The organism is Caballeronia sp. EK (assembly GCF_014384845.1).
GTDB classification, from domain to species: Bacteria; Pseudomonadota; Gammaproteobacteria; order Burkholderiales; family Burkholderiaceae; genus Caballeronia; species Caballeronia jiangsuensis.
This window is the reverse complement of the sequence record NZ_JACSUE010000009.1, coordinates 162,359-177,986: the sequence shown is the minus strand read 5'-3', so window position 1 is coordinate 177,986 and position 15,628 is coordinate 162,359. Positions and strand designations below refer to the sequence as shown.

General features: G+C 62.5%; 16 protein-coding genes. 10 read left to right on the top strand and 6 right to left on the bottom strand.

Annotated features, from left to right (window positions below; genetic code table 11):
- The first annotated feature begins 1 nt into the window (after position 1).
- The 5 genes from queA (at position 2) to secF (ending at position 5,965) form a co-directional block, all read left to right on the top strand.
- Positions 2-1,048 (top strand): tRNA preQ1(34) S-adenosylmethionine ribosyltransferase-isomerase QueA, encoded by a 1,047-nt coding sequence (gene queA, locus IAG25_RS26745; RefSeq protein WP_187607516.1) that lies wholly within the window; start codon positions 2-4, stop codon positions 1,046-1,048.
- Between the two features lie 46 nt (positions 1,049-1,094).
- Positions 1,095-2,255 carry a tRNA guanosine(34) transglycosylase Tgt gene (gene tgt, locus IAG25_RS26740; RefSeq protein ID WP_187607515.1) on the top strand — a complete coding sequence of 387 codons (1,161 nt, stop codon included), beginning with the start codon at positions 1,095-1,097 and terminating at the stop codon, positions 2,253-2,255.
- Positions 2,256-2,464: 209 nt separating this feature from the next.
- A complete protein-coding gene (yajC, locus tag IAG25_RS26735) occupies positions 2,465-2,794 on the top strand; it encodes a preprotein translocase subunit YajC (protein WP_035497714.1) in 330 nt (109 codons plus the stop codon).
- Positions 2,795-2,921: 127 nt separating this feature from the next.
- Positions 2,922-4,988 (top strand): protein translocase subunit SecD, encoded by a 2,067-nt coding sequence (secD, locus tag IAG25_RS26730; RefSeq protein ID WP_187607514.1) that lies wholly within the window; start codon positions 2,922-2,924, stop codon positions 4,986-4,988.
- Positions 4,989-5,014: 26 nt separating this feature from the next.
- A complete protein-coding gene (gene secF, locus IAG25_RS26725) occupies positions 5,015-5,965 on the top strand; it encodes a protein translocase subunit SecF (RefSeq protein ID WP_187607513.1) in 951 nt (316 codons plus the stop codon).
- Positions 5,966-6,041: 76 nt separating this feature from the next.
- Here secF and IAG25_RS26720 read toward each other — a convergent pair whose 3' ends face one another.
- The 3 genes from IAG25_RS26720 to IAG25_RS26710 form a co-directional block, all read right to left on the bottom strand.
- Positions 6,042-6,620, bottom strand: a complete 579-nt coding sequence (locus IAG25_RS26720) for a YceI family protein (protein WP_187607512.1) — start codon at positions 6,618-6,620, stop codon at positions 6,042-6,044.
- A 56-nt stretch (positions 6,621-6,676) separates the two neighbouring features.
- Positions 6,677-7,234 carry a YceI family protein gene (locus tag IAG25_RS26715; RefSeq protein ID WP_187607511.1) on the bottom strand — a complete coding sequence of 186 codons (558 nt, stop codon included), beginning with the start codon at positions 7,232-7,234 and terminating at the stop codon, positions 6,677-6,679.
- A gap of 116 nt (positions 7,235-7,350) precedes the next feature.
- On the bottom strand, positions 7,351-7,920 hold the full coding sequence (locus tag IAG25_RS26710) for a cytochrome b (protein WP_187607510.1): 570 nt from the start codon (positions 7,918-7,920) through the stop codon (positions 7,351-7,353).
- A 460-nt stretch (positions 7,921-8,380) separates the two neighbouring features.
- Between IAG25_RS26710 and IAG25_RS26705 the strand changes: the two genes are divergently transcribed.
- The 5 genes from IAG25_RS26705 to IAG25_RS26685 all read left to right on the top strand — a co-directional run bounded on the left by IAG25_RS26705 (position 8,381) and on the right by IAG25_RS26685 (position 12,860).
- Entirely contained in the window at positions 8,381-9,061 is a 681-nt protein-coding gene (locus IAG25_RS26705) for a paraquat-inducible protein A (protein WP_187607509.1), read from the top strand.
- A complete protein-coding gene (locus IAG25_RS26700) occupies positions 9,058-9,738 on the top strand; it encodes a paraquat-inducible protein A (RefSeq protein ID WP_187607508.1) in 681 nt (226 codons plus the stop codon). Before IAG25_RS26705 ends, IAG25_RS26700 begins: the two co-directional genes overlap by 4 nt.
- Positions 9,731-11,413 carry a PqiB family protein gene (locus IAG25_RS26695; protein WP_187607507.1) on the top strand — a complete coding sequence of 561 codons (1,683 nt, stop codon included), beginning with the start codon at positions 9,731-9,733 and terminating at the stop codon, positions 11,411-11,413. The genes IAG25_RS26700 and IAG25_RS26695 overlap by 8 nt, the downstream gene beginning before the upstream one ends.
- Entirely contained in the window at positions 11,410-12,111 is a 702-nt protein-coding gene (locus IAG25_RS26690) for a PqiC family protein (protein WP_187607506.1), read from the top strand. Before IAG25_RS26695 ends, IAG25_RS26690 begins: the two co-directional genes overlap by 4 nt.
- Positions 12,112-12,248: 137 nt before the next feature.
- Positions 12,249-12,860 carry a glutathione S-transferase family protein gene (locus tag IAG25_RS26685; RefSeq protein ID WP_187607505.1) on the top strand — a complete coding sequence of 204 codons (612 nt, stop codon included), beginning with the start codon at positions 12,249-12,251 and terminating at the stop codon, positions 12,858-12,860.
- Positions 12,861-13,133: 273 nt separating this feature from the next.
- On the opposite strand, the gene IAG25_RS26680 is transcribed toward IAG25_RS26685, so the two are convergent.
- From IAG25_RS26680 to IAG25_RS26670, 3 genes are all read right to left on the bottom strand, one after another.
- Positions 13,134-13,691 (bottom strand): TetR/AcrR family transcriptional regulator, encoded by a 558-nt coding sequence (locus IAG25_RS26680; protein ID WP_187607504.1) that lies wholly within the window; start codon positions 13,689-13,691, stop codon positions 13,134-13,136.
- Between the two features lie 174 nt (positions 13,692-13,865).
- A complete protein-coding gene (gene mnmA, locus IAG25_RS26675; RefSeq protein ID WP_187607503.1) occupies positions 13,866-14,996 on the bottom strand; it encodes a tRNA 2-thiouridine(34) synthase MnmA in 1,131 nt (376 codons plus the stop codon).
- Between the two features lie 7 nt (positions 14,997-15,003).
- Complete coding sequence (locus tag IAG25_RS26670; RefSeq protein ID WP_187607502.1) at positions 15,004-15,486, bottom strand: NUDIX hydrolase; 483 nt, start codon at positions 15,484-15,486, stop codon at positions 15,004-15,006.
- Positions 15,487-15,628 lie beyond the last annotated feature (142 nt).

The following is a 15,628-nucleotide window of genomic DNA, read 5'->3' as shown; positions in this document are numbered from 1 at the left end:
CATGTTCACGCTTTCCGATTTCGATTTTAATCTGCCGCCCGAGCTGATCGCGCAGAGCGCGCTCGCCGAGCGCAGCGCGAGCCGACTGCTCGAGGTGGACAACCGCGCCACGCCCGCTACGCTGATCGACCGGCGTTTCTCCGAACTGCCCGATCTGATCGCGCCGGGCGATCTTTTGGTGTTCAACGATACCAAAGTCCTGAAGGCGCGCTTCTTCGGCCAGAAGGCCAGCGGCGGGCGCGTCGAGGTGCTGGTCGAGCGGCTGACCGGCGCGACCACGGCGCTCGCGCAGATTCGCGCGAGCAAGAGCCCGGGTGAAGGCACCACGATCCGCCTCGCCGATGCATTCGATGTGACCGTCGGCGAACGCGTCGAGCCGTTCTACACGCTGCACTTTCCGGCCGAATGCCTGACGCTCATCGAGCAATACGGGCGCTTGCCGCTGCCGCCGTATATCGAGCACGACGCCGACGCCTACGACGAAACGCGCTATCAGACGGTGTATGCGGCGAATCCGGGCGCGGTGGCCGCACCGACTGCCGGCCTGCATTTCGACGACGCGCTCTTCGCCGAGCTCGATGCACGCGGCGTCGAGCGCGCGACGCTGACGCTGCACGTCGGCGCGGGCACGTTCCAGCCGGTGCGCGTGGAGAACATCGCCGAGCACAAGATGCACAGCGAGTGGTACGACCTGCCGCAATCGCTCGTCGATCGCATCGCGGCGGTGAAGGCGCGCGGCAACAAGGTGATCGCGGTCGGCACGACGTCGATGCGCGCGCTCGAAGCCGCCGCGCGCGATGCGGCCCAAGCCGGCCGGCCGCTCGCGGCGACGCAGGCCGAAACCGATATCTTCATCACGCCGGGCTACGGATTTCGCGTCGTCGACCGGCTCGTGACGAACTTCCATCTGCCGAAGTCGACGCTGCTGATGCTCGTGTCCGCGTTCGCCGGCATGGAAACGATCCGCGATGCGTACACGCACGCGATCGAGGAGAAGTACCGTTTCTTCAGTTACGGCGACGCCATGCTGCTGACGCGCCGCGACTAGATTTTTAACCAATGCGCTGGACTGTTTTCCAGTGGCAGGAATTCAAATGACCGCAACCCATACCCCGCCCGAGAACGGGCTCAAGTTCGAATTGCTGACGACCGACGGCCAGGCGCGCCGCGGCCGTCTCACGCTCAATCACGGCGTCGTTGAGACGCCGATCTTCATGCCGGTCGGCACCTACGGCACCGTCAAGGCGATCCAGCCGCGCGAACTCGAAGAGATTCGCGCGCAGATCATCCTCGGCAACACGTTCCACCTGTGGCTGCGTCCGGGGCTGGAAGTGATCGGCGCGCACGGCGGCTTGCACAAGTTCATGGGCTGGAACCGGCCGATTCTGACCGATTCGGGCGGCTTCCAGGTGTTTTCGCTCGGCGAACTGCGCAAGATCACGGAAGAAGGCGTCACGTTCGCGTCGCCGATCAATGGCGACAAGCTCTTCCTGTCGCCCGAAGTGTCGATGCAGATTCAAAAGGTGCTGAACTCCGACATCGTCATGCAGTTCGACGAATGCACGCCCTACTCGACCAACGGCATTCCGACTTCGCACAAGGACGCCGCGGATTCGATGCGCATGTCGATGCGCTGGGCGAAGCGCTCCATCGACGAATTCAACAAGCTCGGCAACCCGAACGCGCTCTTCGGCATCGTGCAGGGCGGCATGTTCGAAGACTTGCGCGACGAATCGCTCGCCGGTCTTTCCGACATCGGTTTTCATGGCTTCGCGATCGGCGGGCTGTCGGTCGGCGAGCCGAAGGAAGACATGATGCGCGTGCTGAATCACATCGGCCCGAAGCTGTCGGCGGACAAGCCGCATTACCTGATGGGCGTCGGCACGCCGGAGGATCTCGTCGCGGGCGTCGCGGCGGGCGTCGACATGTTCGACTGCGTGATGCCCACGCGCAACGCGCGCAACGGCTGGCTCTTCACGCGCTTCGGCGATCTCAAGATCAAGAACGCGACGCACAAGAACTCGATGAAGCCGCTCGACGAAAGCTGCGGCTGCTACACGTGCCGGAACTTCACGCGCGGCTATCTGCATCATCTGCATCGCGTCGGCGAGATTCTCGGCGCGCAGCTGAACACGATTCACAACCTGCACTACTACCTGGAGCTGATCGGCGAAGTGCGGGAATCGATCGAAAATCATACGTTCGAAGCGTTCCGCAAGACCTTTGCGGAGAATCGGGCGCGCGGAGTCGATTAGGCCAGGTCTTGAAACGGCGCGGCAAGCATTACAATCGCCTTTCTACCGCTTGCGAGAAATGCCGCGAAAGTCCGGGAAAGCGCGTCGTAACGGCTTGATGGCAAAGCGCATTCCCGGAGTGTCGCGGCATACGCGAGTGGTAGAATACCGGGCTAATTTCCATTCGAGTTTTTCGAACGTATTTGTGACGTTTTAACGGAGAGACCAACGTGTCGTTCATTTCCAATGCTTATGCACAAGGCCTTACCGCGGGTGGCGCGGAATCGAGCCTGATGAGCTTCCTGCCGCTGATCCTGATGTTCGCGGTGCTGTACTTCATCATGATCCGTCCGCAGATGAAGCGTCAGAAGGAGCATCGCAACATGCTCTCCGCCATGGCCAAGGGCGATGAAGTGGTGACGAACGGCGGCATCGTCGGCAAGGTCACGAAGGTCACGGATGCTTACGTGGGCGTCGAAATCGCCGAAGGCACGGAAATCACCATCCAGAAGGCTGCCGTGACGACCATTCTCCCGAAGGGCACGATCAAGTCGCTGTAAGGCCACTCGTTCCACCGCGTCCGGCGCGGCCTCGCTCACCGAGCCGTCCGAGTCTTCACGACCGGCTCATCGCGCATAACGCCGGACGCCCTCTCCTCCGAAGCCAACTTTCCGGTCGGCCATTCCCATGAATCGTTATCCCCTCTGGAAGTATGTCGTGATGCTGGTGGCGCTCGTCATCGGTCTCGTGTACACGCTCCCCAACTTCTTCGGCGAGGCGCCTGCAGTTCAGGTGTCGAGCGGCAAGGCGACGGTCAAGCTCGATTCCTCGACGCTTGCGAACGTCGAAGCCGCGCTCGCCGCGAGCAACATCAAGGCCGACGAAGTCACCTTCGATAACTCGCAGCTGAACGCGAACATCCGCGTGCGCCTGAAGGACACCGACACGCAGTTGCACGTGAAGGATCTTCTCTCGAAGGCGCTGAACGCCGATCCGACCGATCCGCAGTACATCGTCGCGCTGAATCTGCAGAGCGCCTCGCCGCGCTGGCTGACGGCGCTGCACGCGCTGCCGATGTACCTCGGTCTCGATCTGCGCGGCGGCGTGCACTTCCTGCTGCAGGTCGACATGGCCGGCGCGCTCAACAAGAAGCTCGATTCCGATGCCGCCGACGCGCGCACCTATCTGCGCGATCGCAATATCCGCGATGGCGGCGTGAACCGCGTCGGGCAATCAGTGGTCGTGAACTTCTCGGATCAGGCGAGCGCGGACAGCGCGCGCACGCAGCTCCAGACGGGCGTGTCCGAACTGCAATGGACGACGCGCCAGGGCGGCGACGGTTTCCAGGTGGTCGGCACGTTCTCGCCGGACGCGCAGAAGATCGTCGAGGACAGCGCGCTCAAGCAGAACATCACGACGCTGCATAACCGCGTGAACGAACTCGGCGTCGCGGAGCCGGTGATCCAGCAGCAGGGCTCGGACCGCATCGTGGTCGAGCTGCCGGGCGTGCAGGACACCGCGAAGGCGAAGGACATCATCGGCCGCACGGCGACGCTCGAAGCGCGCCTGGCCGATCCGGTCAACACCTACATCGGCCCGAACGACGCGGTGCCCCCCGGCGACGAAGCGTTCAAGCAGGGCGACCGCCTCGTGCTCTTGCGCAAGCAGGTGATCTTCACCGGCGACCGCATCATCGACGCATCGGCGGGCTTCGACGAGCATCAGCGCCCGTCGGTCAATATCCGTCTGGACTCGGCCGGCGGCCGCGCGGTGTCGGCGGTGTCGCGCGACAACATCGGCAAGCCGATGGCCATGGTCCTGTTCGAAAAGGGCAAGGGCGAAGTGCTGACGGTCGCGACGATCCAGTCCGAACTCGGCGACCGCTTCTCGATCACCGGCCAGCCGACGCCGCAAGCCGCCACCGATCTCGCGCTGCTGCTGCGCGCCGGTTCGCTCGCGGCGCCGATGGACATCATCGAGGAACGCACGGTCGGCCCGAGCCTCGGCGCGGACAACATCAAGAAGGGCTTCGATTCGGTGACCTACGGTTTCGCCGCGATCGCCATCTTCATGATCGCGTACTACCTGCTGTTCGGCGTGTTTTCGATGCTGGCGCTGTCGGTCAATCTGCTGTTGCTCGTCGCGGTGCTCTCGCTTTTGCAGGCGACGCTGACCCTGCCGGGCATCGCGGCTATCGCGCTCGCGCTCGGTATGGCAATCGACGCGAACGTGCTGATCAACGAACGTATCCGCGAGGAACTGCGTAACGGCGCGCCGCCGCAGACCGCGATTCAGGAAGGCTTCAAGCACGCCTGGGCGACGATTCTCGACTCGAACGTCACCACGCTGATCGCCGGTCTCGCGTTGCTCGCGTTCGGCTCGGGTCCGGTGCGCGGCTTCGCGGTCGTGCACTGTATCGGCATTCTTACGTCGATGTTCTCGGCGGTGTTCTTCTCGCGCGGGCTCGTGAACCTGTGGTACGGCGGCAAGAAGAAGCTGAAGTCGCTCGCGATCGGTCAGGTGTGGCGTCCGGAAGGCGCGAACGCCGAAGCGGCCGCGGCGGCCTATCTCGCGGCACAGCGCGGCGACGAATCGCCTGTCGACGAAATCGTGAAGACCGCGAAGGGCAAGACGAAGACGGCAGTGGCCGCGCCGCGCCCGGCGCCTCAGGCGCAGGCGCGCTCGGGCAAGCCGACGGTGCGCCGTCGTTCGGGCCCCGGCATCGATCAACAGAAACCGGGCGAGTCCCGCTGATTCCGCTGAGTCCGGAGAGATAGACAATGGAATTCTTCCGTATTCGCCGCGACTTGCCGTTCATGGAACGCGCGTTGATCTTCAACGTGATTTCGTTCGTGACGTTTCTCGTGGCCGTATTTTTCCTCATGCATCGCGGCCTGCATCTGTCGGTGGAGTTCACCGGCGGCACGGTCGTCGAAGTGCAGTATCCGCAAGCCGCGCAGCTCGAACCGGTGCGCGCGTCGATGTCGAGGCTCGGCTACCCCGACGCGCAAGTGCAGAACTTCGGCACGTCGCAGGATGTGCTGATTCGTCTGCCGCTCAAGCAGGGCCTGACGTCCGCGCAGCAGAGCGATCAGGTGATGACCGCGCTCAAGACCGACAACGCCGAAGTGAAGCTGCAGCGCGTCGAGTTCGTCGGTCCGCAGGTCGGCAAGGAACTCGTGACGAATGGCCTGCTCGCGCTTGCGTGCGTGGTGATCGGCATCGTGATTTATCTGTCGTTCCGCTTCGAATGGAAGTACGCGGTGGCGGGCATCATCGCCAACTTGCACGACGTGGTGATCATTCTCGGCTTCTTCGCCTACTTCCAGTGGGAGTTCTCGCTGTCCGTGCTGGCGGCGATTCTCGCGGTGCTCGGCTATTCGGTGAACGAGTCGGTGGTTATCTTCGACCGGATTCGCGAAACCTTCCGCAAGCAGCGCAAGATGACGGTGCGGGAAGTGATCGACCACGCGATCACGAGCACGATGTCGCGAACCATCATCACCCACGGCTGTACGGAAATGATGGTGCTGTCGATGTTCTTCTTCGGCGGCCCGACGCTGCATTACTTCGCGCTGGCGCTGACCGTCGGTATTCTGTTCGGTATCTATTCGTCGGTGTTCGTCGCGGCGGCGCTCGCGATGTGGTTCGGCGTGAAGCGCGAGGATCTCGTGAAGGACAAGAAGGACAAGTTCGACCCGAACGATCCGAACGCGGGCGCGCAGGTTTGAAGCGCACGCACTTCGCAGGGGCGTAAAAAAGCGGCCGGTCTTCGCAGACCGGCCGCTTTGCATTGAGGCGTCGAACTTACTGCTTCACGCCTTCGGCCTGAATATGCAGCACCGTCTTCAGGCTGAAACCATACGACTTGCCGTAGTCCATTCCGAAGTCGCCGCGATCGAAGGTGGTCGTCGCTTCCACGCCGCACACTTCCTTCTTCATCATCGGATTCACGAAGCACTTGAAGCTCTCGACCTTCAGGTTGATCGGCTTCGTCACGCCGTGCATCGTCAGCGTACCGATGACTTCCGAGGGCTGGTCGCCGTCGAACTTGATCGACGTGCCCTTGTACTCGGCCGTCGGATACTTCGCGACGTCGAAGAACTCGGCCTTTTGCAGATGCTCGTCCAGCTTCGGATTGCCCGTGTTGACCGACGACAGGTCGATCGTCACGTTCACCGTGCCGGTCTTCGCCGCGCGATCCAGCGTGACTTCGCCGCTGCTCTTGTTGAACTTGCCGCGCCACGTCGACACGCCGCCGAAGTGATCGGCTTCGAAGCTCGGATACGTGTGATTCGGGTCGAGCTTGTACGTGTCGGCAGCCATCGCGCCGAACGACAGACCCAGTGCAACCGCGCCCGCGGCGATGATCGAAAGCTTTTTCAAGTTCTTCTCCTGACTAACTAAGTACGCTGAATATGCGTGTGTGACAAAACCGCCGCTCACTTCTTCGCGGCAACGATGTGAAACTTGATGACGACGTCGTCCGCGACGATCGACGTGTCTTTCCATTCGCCCGTCCCGACATCGAACTGGGTGCGCTTGATCGGCAGCGCGCCGTCGAAGGTTTCAGTCGCGCCCTGCTGCGTGACCGTCACAGGAACCGTGACCGTCTGCGACTTGCCCTTGATCGTGATCTTGCCGGTCACGTTGTACTTGTTGCCACCCGCCGGCGCGATCGCGCTGGAGACGAAGGTCGCCGTCGGGAACTTGGCTGCATCGAACCATTCCGCGCCGCGGACCTGCTTGTTGTAGTCGTCGTCGCCGAGGTCGTAGCTGCCGGTGTCGATCGTGATGTTCGCCGTGCCCGCGGTCGGCTTCGCCGGATCGAAGGCGATCTGCGCGCTGAACTTGTTGAACTTGCCGTCGGTGGGGACGTTCATCTGCTTCGAGGTGGCGATCACCGTGCTCTTGCTCGCATCCACCTGCGCCTGTGCGCCGGCGACCAGAGCAAGCGAAGCCGCCGTAGCCAGCATCCAACGATTGAGTTTCACTTTCATGTGTGCCCTATTCAAACGGTCCGATCGAACAAACCGGTATTGGAAATCATTAGAACGCGATAACAATCAGCCGCCGGGAAACGCCCTGCCAACGGCGAAGAAACAATGCGATGCGCTTACTTGAGGAACGGCAGCATACGAGCGAGCAAGCCGTCGCGATCGACGAAATGGTGCTTCAGCGCAGCGAGCACGTGCATCACGACGAAGAACAGCAACGTATAGTTCAGCGCGACATGCACGATGCGCAGCGTTGCCTTCAGCGCCTTGTCCGGACCGATGATCGTCGGCAGCGGCAGCACGCCGAGATAGACCACCTGGATGCCGGCCGCCGAGCTGTAGAGATATCCGGACGCGGGAATGACGAGCATCAGCACGTAGAGCAAAAAATGCGCGAGATTCGCCGCGTTGTGCTGCCAGCGCGGCATGCCGTCGGGCATCGGCGGCGCCTGATGCGTCGCGCGCCAGATGAGGCGCAACAGCGCGAGCGCGAACACCGTCACGCCGATCCACTTGTGCCACGAGAAGTATTTGAGCTTCGTCGGCGTGAACCCCGGGATGTCGGTCATGATCCAGCCGAGCCAGAAGCCGCACACGATCAACAACGCGATCAGCCAATGCAGCCCGATCGCCGTGGCGCTGTAGCGTTGCGCCGGCGGCGTCGCCGCGATGCGAGCGGTGCTTTCCATTTTCCTTTCACCTCATATGTTCGATGTTGCCCTGCCCAGTCGCCAGCCGACGACAGGTGTTCAAGGCCGCCATGCTACATCAACGATAACGAATTGCCAGCGCGCGCGAAAAAGCCCGCACCGAACCCGCAAAGCCAGTCCCGGCGCGGCTTTGCAGGCTTTCGAACCATGTTGCGGAGCCTTCGGGTGCCGCGCATGCAACGAACTATTCCACGCGTGCAACGGTCGATGAAGGCGCGAACAAGCGGCGCGATCCGCGCTTGATTCCGGCATCAATGTATTAACGAGCGGAGTGGCGATTTCATTCCGCACGCACGAAGCATCCCGCCACATCCGTCAGCGACTCGCCATTTGATACCATGCTGTTACTTTTTGTGCTGGCCCACGGCTTGCTAAGCTCCGTCGGAGCCGGCCTTCGCGGCGCCCGACCACTATGCTCGACAAGTCTCGGGCCTCGACCATGAACGCGAACGAACCGGATGATCTCATCGCGTGTCACGAATGCGACGCGCTCTTCCATAAACGTGCGCTGCCTCAGCGCACTTCGGCGAAATGTCCGCGATGCGGATCGCTGCTCTATCGCAGCATCTCGTCGAACCTCGACAAAATCTGCGCGATGACGCTGGCGGCGCTCGTCACGTTCGTGATCGCGCAGGGCTTTCCCATCGTCGAACTGGATGCGAACGGCCTTACGTCGCAGACCACGCTCATCGGCGCGATCGTCGCGCTGTGGAACGAGCAGATGGAACTGATGGCGGTGCTCGTCTTCTGCTCGACCATTCTGTTTCCGTTGTGCGAACTGCTCGCGCTGCTCTATGTGCTGCTGCCGCTGCGCTCGGGCTACGTTCCGCCGGGCTTCAACGCGCTGCTGCGCGGCATTCAGTTCGTGCGCCCGTGGGGAATGATTGAAGTCTTCATGCTCGGCGTGCTCGTCACGCTCGTGAAGATGGTCAGCATCGCGCGCGTGATTCCCGAAGCGGCGCTCTTCGCGTTCGGCGCGCTGACGCTCATGTTCGCGGTCGTCGTGAGTTTCGATCCGCGCGCGCTCTGGGACATCGCGACCGAACTCGGCCGGCGCGACGCGACACAGCGCGCGAACGGCCGCAAGCGCATCCCCTCTGAAGCGAGGCAGAAATCGTGAACGATCCGATCGATCCGGCCACCGGCGAGCAAGCCAGCGAGACGTACTACACCACGGCGTCGCGCGCGAACGTCGTGTCGTGTCATGCATGCGGGCTCGTGCAGCCGCTCGCGCGCACCGTCGAGAAGCAACGCTGCACGCGCTGCGACGCGGTGGTGCACCGGCGCCATCCCGACAGCATCGCGCGCACCTGGGCGCTGCTCATCAGCGCGGCGATCCTTTATATCCCGGCGAATCTCTTTCCGATCATGCACACGTCGTCGATTCTCGGCTCCGAGGACGACACCATCATGAGCGGCGTCGCGCTCTTCTGGAACGACGGCGACTATCCGCTCGCCGCGGTGATTTTCGTCGCCAGCATTCTCGTGCCGATGCTGAAGCTCGCCACGCTCGGCTTTCTCACCATCAGCGTGCAGCGGCGCTCCATCTGGCGGCCGCGTCAGCGCACGACGCTGTTTCGCATCGTCGAAGGCATCGGCCGCTGGTCGATGCTCGACGTCTTCGTGATCACGCTCACCATCGCGCTCGTGCGCTTCAAGTCGCTCGCGGTCATCACGCCGGGGCCGGGCGCGCTCGCGTTCGCATCGGTCGTCGTACTGACGATGATCGCGTCCATGCAATTCGACCCGCGCCTCATGTGGGACAACATCGAACCGTCAGGAAAGAAATATGACTAGTGCCCAAGGTCCGAACGACCCGAAGCAGCCGGCGCCGCCGTCAGACAACCCCGGCGACGGCAACAAAGGCAAAGGCGGCGGCCTGCCGCCGAACCTGCCCGATCCCGTGATCGAGCCGCGCAGCCGCTGGCTGCCCTCGCTGGTGTGGGTCATTCCGCTCGTTGCGGCGCTGATCGGCGTGATTCTCGTCGTGAAGACGGTGTCGAGCCGCGGACCGACCGTGACCATCAGCTTCGTGAGCGCGGAAGGCCTCGAACCGGGCAAGACGAAGGTGAAGTTCAAGGACGTCGATATCGGCACGGTCAAGACCATCACGTTGTCGAAGGATCATTCGCGCGTGCTCGTCGACGTTCAGCTCACCAAGGAAGCCACCGATTTCGCCGTCAAGGACACGCGCTTCTGGGTCGTGCGCCCGCGCGTCGCGGCAAGCGGCGTGACCGGTCTGTCGACGCTCCTGTCGGGAGCGTATATCGGCGTCGATGCAGGCAAGTCCACCGACGACCAGACTTACTTCATCGGGCTGGAGACACCGCCCGCCGTCACCGGCGACCAGAAGGGGCACACGTTCACGCTGCACGGCGAGTCGCTCGGCTCGCTCGATATCGGCTCGCCGGTCTACTACCGGCGCGTGCAGGTCGGACAGGTCGTCGCATTCTCGCTCGACAAGGACGGCACCGGCGTCACGCTGCAGGTGTTCGTCACGTCGCCCTACGATCAGTACGTCGGCAGCAACGCGCGCTGGTGGCATGCGAGCGGCGTCGATCTGCGGCTCGATTCGAGCGGCTTCACGCTCAACACGCAATCGCTCGCGACGGTCGTGCTGGGCGGCATCGCGTTCCAGACGCCGCCGAACCAGCAGTCTGGACCACAGGCGCAAAACAACACCACGTTCCGCCTCGCCGGCGATCAGGCCGACGCGATGCGCGATCCCGATGGCCAGCCGGTTCATGTCGTGATGAACTTCAATCAGTCGTTGCGCGGGCTGTCGGTCGGCGCGCCGGTCGATTTCCGCGGCATCGTGCTCGGGCAGGTCACGGGCATCGGCGTGCAATACGATCCGAAATCGCACGCGTTCATGATGCCGGTCACGATCGATCTCTATCCCGATCGTCTCGGCAGACGCGCGAAGCAGGCGCTGCCGGAGCAAGGTACGACGGCGAGTCAGGACATGCTGCAACTGCTCGTGAAGCGCGGTCTGCGCGGACAGTTGCGCACCGGCAACCTGCTGACGAGCCAGTTGTATATCGCGCTCGACTTCTTCCCGAAGGCGCCGCCCGCGAAGGTCAATGTCGCCAATGATCCGCTCGAACTGCCGACCGTGCCGAACACGCTCGACGAACTGCAACTGCAGATCGCCGATATCGCGCGCAAGATCGACAAGATTCCGTTCGACGAGATCGGCACCAACCTGAACGGATCGCTGAAGAACGCGAACGCGCTCTTCGACAAACTCGACAAGGAAGTCATGCCGGAAATGCGCGACACGCTCACGCAGGCGAAGAAGACCTTCGGCCAGGCGCAGTCGACGCTGCAATCGGACTCGCCGCTTCAGTCGGACGTGCATCAGGCGCTGCAGGAGCTCACGCGTACGCTGCAATCGCTCAACTCGCTCGCGGATTATCTGGAACGCCATCCGGAATCGCTCTTGCGCGGAAAATCGGGAGACAAACCATGAAGTTCGGCTCGTTGATATTGACCCTGAGCGCATCGGCGATGCTCGCCGCCTGCGCTTCGCCGGCGAGCCGTTTCTACACGCTCGGCGGCGGCGATGCGCGTCCCGTGCCGTCCACACAGGCGTCGTTCTATTTCGAGCTCGCGCCCGTCGACGTGCCGCAGCAGGTCACGAAGAATCAGTTGGTGGTGCAGACGAGTCCCGCGCAGGTTCGCGTGCTCGAAGACGAGCGCTGGGCGTCGCTGCCCGGCGACGAAGTGCGGCGCGCGCTGTCCGCCGATCTCACGCAGCAGCTCGGCGCGATCGACGTTTATGGCACGCCACATCCGGAATCGGTGCCGGTGTATCGCGTGAAGGTGAACGTGCGGCGCTTCGAATCCTGGCCCGGCTCGCAGGCTGTGATCGACGCCGTGTGGAGCGTGCGCGCCGCCGGATCGGATACGGTGCTGACATGCCGGACCGTCGCGCAGGAACGCGTGGACGCGGGTTACGACGCGCTCGTCGAAGGTCATCGCAAGGCGGTCGATACGCTCGCCTCCGCGATCTCCGCGGGCGTGCGCAGCCTGAGCGCGCTTCCCTCGACGACGAGCGCGCCGGTCGCGTCCGCGAAAGGCAAGAACAACGCGAACGCGAAGCCCGCAGCCGCGCCGGTTCTGCCGTGTCCGTCCACGAACGGCGCGACAACTGCCAGCGCGCAATGATCCACGCCGCGCCGGGCGCGCCTCATGTTGTCGGCAGACGACATCGGCGACGCAAGCCATCTCTAATTTGCCGATGGTTCGTGCGCGCCCGGTTAAGATCGTCGTCGCCCGCATTCCGAATCAAACGTGAAAATTAGATGATGAAACTGATCGGTTCGCATCCCAGCCCGTTCGTCCGCAAAGTGCGGATCGTCATGGCGGAAAAGAAGATCGATTGCGAACTGGTGCTCGAAGACGTCTGGGCATCCGATTCGAAGATCCACGACTACAACCCGCTCGGCAAAGTGCCGTGCCTCATTCTGGACGACGGCGAAGCGGTGTTCGATTCGCGCGTGATCTGCGAGTACGTGGACACGCTTACGCCTGTCGGCAAGTTGCTGCCGCAGGAGCGCCGCGAGCGCACCGAAGTGCGTTGCTGGGAAGCGCTCGCCGACGGCATGCTCGATGCCGCCGTGCTGATCCGTCTCGAAGGCGTCTTGCGCGAAGAAACGCATCGCAGTGAAAAATGGACCACGCGCCAGCGTCACAAGATCGAGGACGGCCTGCGCGCGATGGCGCGCGGTCTCGGCTCGAAGCAGTGGTGCTCGGCGAACCGCTTCACGCTCGCGGATATCGCGTGCTGCTGCGCGCTCGGTTATCTCGACTTCCGCATGCCCGATCTGAACTGGCGGGATGCGCATCCGAATCTCGACAAGTACTACGCGCGTATCTCGCAGCGGCAATCGTTTGTGGATACCGCGCCGGTCTGATCGCGAGGCCGGAGCGCTGGAATGCCCGCGATGCCTGCGGGGCGGAAGCTTTTAAGCCGCATCTACTACTAGATAGATATTGAATTGCAATACGACTATTCAATGTCCGATGCAGGCGCTTTCTTCCCGAAACACCCGGCCTTTCGCCATATCGACGGACGAAAAGACGGTGCCGCTCGGGAAACTGTCTTGGTCCGTCAAAATCTATCTATTCAGCGATAGATAACCAACCGTAAATTCACCGGTTTCTCACAAGGTTATCCACAGCCTTATCTACCGCCGAAAGGCGTCGGCGATCTCTTCCAGACGCGCGCGCGTCTGAAACAGGCGGCAGGCGAGCAGGCTTCCCTGGAACGCGGCGTACAAGGTGCGCGCCGCGGCCTCGGGTTTGCCACCGGCATCGAGCGTGTCCTGCGCCTCGCCCTCCGCGAGCACTTTCGCCAGCCAGTTTTCGTTCGCCTTGTAGAACGACTGCACGACGTGGCGGACCTTATCCGGCAGCGATTCGATGTCCGCCGCGAGCATGCCGCACAGGCAAATCTGATTGCCGCCGCCGATGATTCGTCCGAACAGCTTCGTATACCGATCGAGCTTCTTGTCGGCGGGGGCGGAGCTGTCGATCGCATAGATCGACGACATCACGTCCGCGCTGTATGCGTTCACGGCTTCGAGCGCGAGATCTTCCTTGGTCGGAAAGTAGTAGTGGATGCTGGAGGTTTTCACGCCGACCAGACCGGACAGGTCGCGATAGCTGAATCCGTTGTATCCGCGCGTCATCAGCAAGGTCTGGGCGTGATCCAAAAGCGCTTCGCGTACCGTGTTCTTGTCCATTTTGTCCGTTTGCCTCATTGCCCATGAAGTCGACGTGCGTAATTTATCTATCACTAGATAGACGGTCAAGCGCTTGTATCAAAAAGTTTTTATCGAAAAGCTTTTATCGAACCGATGGAAACTAAAAAGCCCTGACCGAAGTCAGGGCTTGTCGTCCGATCGCTGCCGGCGATGCTAGCGCGCGGCGGTAAGCGCCGCTGTTTGCGTCGATTCCCGTCCCGCCGCCGCGTGCTCGATGATGCCGCCGCCCAGACACACATCGCCCTGATAAAGAACGGCGGACTGTCCCGGCGTGACGGCCCATTGAGCGTCGTCGAAATGAAGAGCGAAGCGGCCGTCGTCCGCATGCGTGAAGCGGCACGCCGCGTCCTGCTGCCGATACCGCGTCTTGGCGCCGCACGCCGCGCCCTCTTCAGGCGCAAAGCCCGCGACCCAGCTCGTATTGCCCGCGACGAGCGTCGGCGACAGAAGCCACGGATGATCGTGGCCCTGCACCACGTAGAGCGTGTTCATCGCCATGTCCTTGCCGGCGACGAACCACGGCTCGCCGCTGCCGTCCTTCGCGCCGCCGATGCCGATGCCCTTGCGCTGCCCGAAGGTATAAAACGCCAGCCCGATATGCTCGCCGACGATCTTGCCGTCGGGCGTCTTCATCGGACCGGGCTTGGTCGGCAGATAGCGGTTCAGGAATTCGCGGAACGGACGTTCTCCGATGAAGCAGATGCCGGTCGAATCCTTCTTCTTCGCGTTCGGCAGGCCGATCTGCGCGGCGATCTCGCGCACTTTCGTCTTCGGCATTTCACCGAGCGGAAACAGCGTCTTCGACAGTTGCGCCTGATTCAGCCGATGCAAAAAGTACGACTGGTCCTTGGTCGAATCGGTGGCCTTGAGCAACTGGAAGAGCCCGTTCTGCTCGCGCACGCGTGCGTAATGGCCCGTCGCGATGGTTTCCGCGCCGAGCGACATCGCGTGATCGAGAAATGCCTTGAACTTGATTTCTGCGTTGCAGAGCACGTCCGGATTGGGCGTGCGGCCCGCCGAATACTCGCGCAGGAACTCCGCGAACACACGGTCCTTGTACTCGGCGGCGAAGTTGACCGCCTCGACGTCGATGCCGATCAGATCCGCGACCGACACCACGTCGATCCAGTCCTGCCGGGTCGAGCAGTATTCGCCGTCGTCGTCGTCTTCCCAGTTCTTCATGAAAAGGCCGACGACATCGTAGCCCTGTTCTTTCAACAGCCATGCCGTCACGGACGAATCCACGCCGCCCGACATGCCCACTACCACTCTTCGCTTGCTCATAGGGATATCACGCCCGCACCACCGGCGCGACCGAATGCGTATGAATGAAATCGAGCGGCACGCGCCGCCCGGATAAATAGTCGTCGACACACTTCATCACGAGCGCCGTCCGATGCCGCTCGACGGCCGCACGCAACTCGTCGGCGGTGAGCCACATCGCGCGCACGATGCCTTTATCGAGAGAACGATCGGTCTCTTCGCCCAGCGACTTGCCGCAGAACGTGAACCGCAGATACGTGACGTCGCGGCCCGGTCGCGCGAAGTGCGTCATATACGCGCCGACCAGCGCCTCGGGCTCGAAGCGATGCGCCGTTTCTTCGAGCGTCTCGCGGATCACCGCTTCGACGAGCGTTTCGCCCGCTTCGAGGTGACCGGCCGGTTGGTTGATTCGCAGCCCTGCGGACGTGTGCTCTTCGATGACGAGAAATTTTCCGTCCCGCTCGACGATTGCCGCCACCGTAACGTGCGGGGCCCAAGTGTCTGATTTCATAGCGAGATATTTTACCGTCCCGGCGACGATCCCGCGCGTCCCGTTCTAGGGGTAAGCGCTGACGTGGGGCGGATGGAACAAGTGCCGGATCGGATCCTTGCGGGTGCAATCTTCGGTTACAGTTGCGATAGCCGTTAGTTCC

Excerpts from the sequence above, each read along its gene's own strand:
- IAG25_RS26685 (WP_187607505.1), top strand. The coding sequence starts at position 12,249 with ATGATGAAACTGATCGGTTCGCATCCCAGCCCGTTCGTCCGCAAAGTG.
- IAG25_RS26670 (WP_187607502.1), bottom strand. The coding sequence starts at position 15,486 with ATGAAATCAGACACTTGGGCCCCGCACGTTACGGTGGCGGCAATCGTC.
- IAG25_RS26680 (WP_187607504.1), bottom strand. The coding sequence starts at position 13,691 with ATGGACAAGAACACGGTACGCGAAGCGCTTTTGGATCACGCCCAGACC.
- IAG25_RS26690 (WP_187607506.1), top strand. The coding sequence starts at position 11,410 with ATGAAGTTCGGCTCGTTGATATTGACCCTGAGCGCATCGGCGATGCTC.
- secD (WP_187607514.1), top strand. The coding sequence starts at position 2,922 with ATGAATCGTTATCCCCTCTGGAAGTATGTCGTGATGCTGGTGGCGCTC.
- secF (WP_187607513.1), top strand. The coding sequence starts at position 5,015 with ATGGAATTCTTCCGTATTCGCCGCGACTTGCCGTTCATGGAACGCGCG.
- IAG25_RS26695 (WP_187607507.1), top strand. The coding sequence starts at position 9,731 with ATGACTAGTGCCCAAGGTCCGAACGACCCGAAGCAGCCGGCGCCGCCG.
- IAG25_RS26705 (WP_187607509.1), top strand. The coding sequence starts at position 8,381 with ATGAACGCGAACGAACCGGATGATCTCATCGCGTGTCACGAATGCGAC.
- IAG25_RS26710 (WP_187607510.1), bottom strand. The coding sequence starts at position 7,920 with ATGGAAAGCACCGCTCGCATCGCGGCGACGCCGCCGGCGCAACGCTAC.
- IAG25_RS26715 (WP_187607511.1), bottom strand. The coding sequence starts at position 7,234 with ATGAAAGTGAAACTCAATCGTTGGATGCTGGCTACGGCGGCTTCGCTT.
- queA (WP_187607516.1), top strand. The coding sequence starts at position 2 with ATGTTCACGCTTTCCGATTTCGATTTTAATCTGCCGCCCGAGCTGATC.
- mnmA (WP_187607503.1), bottom strand. The coding sequence starts at position 14,996 with ATGAGCAAGCGAAGAGTGGTAGTGGGCATGTCGGGCGGCGTGGATTCG.
- tgt (WP_187607515.1), top strand. The coding sequence starts at position 1,095 with ATGACCGCAACCCATACCCCGCCCGAGAACGGGCTCAAGTTCGAATTG.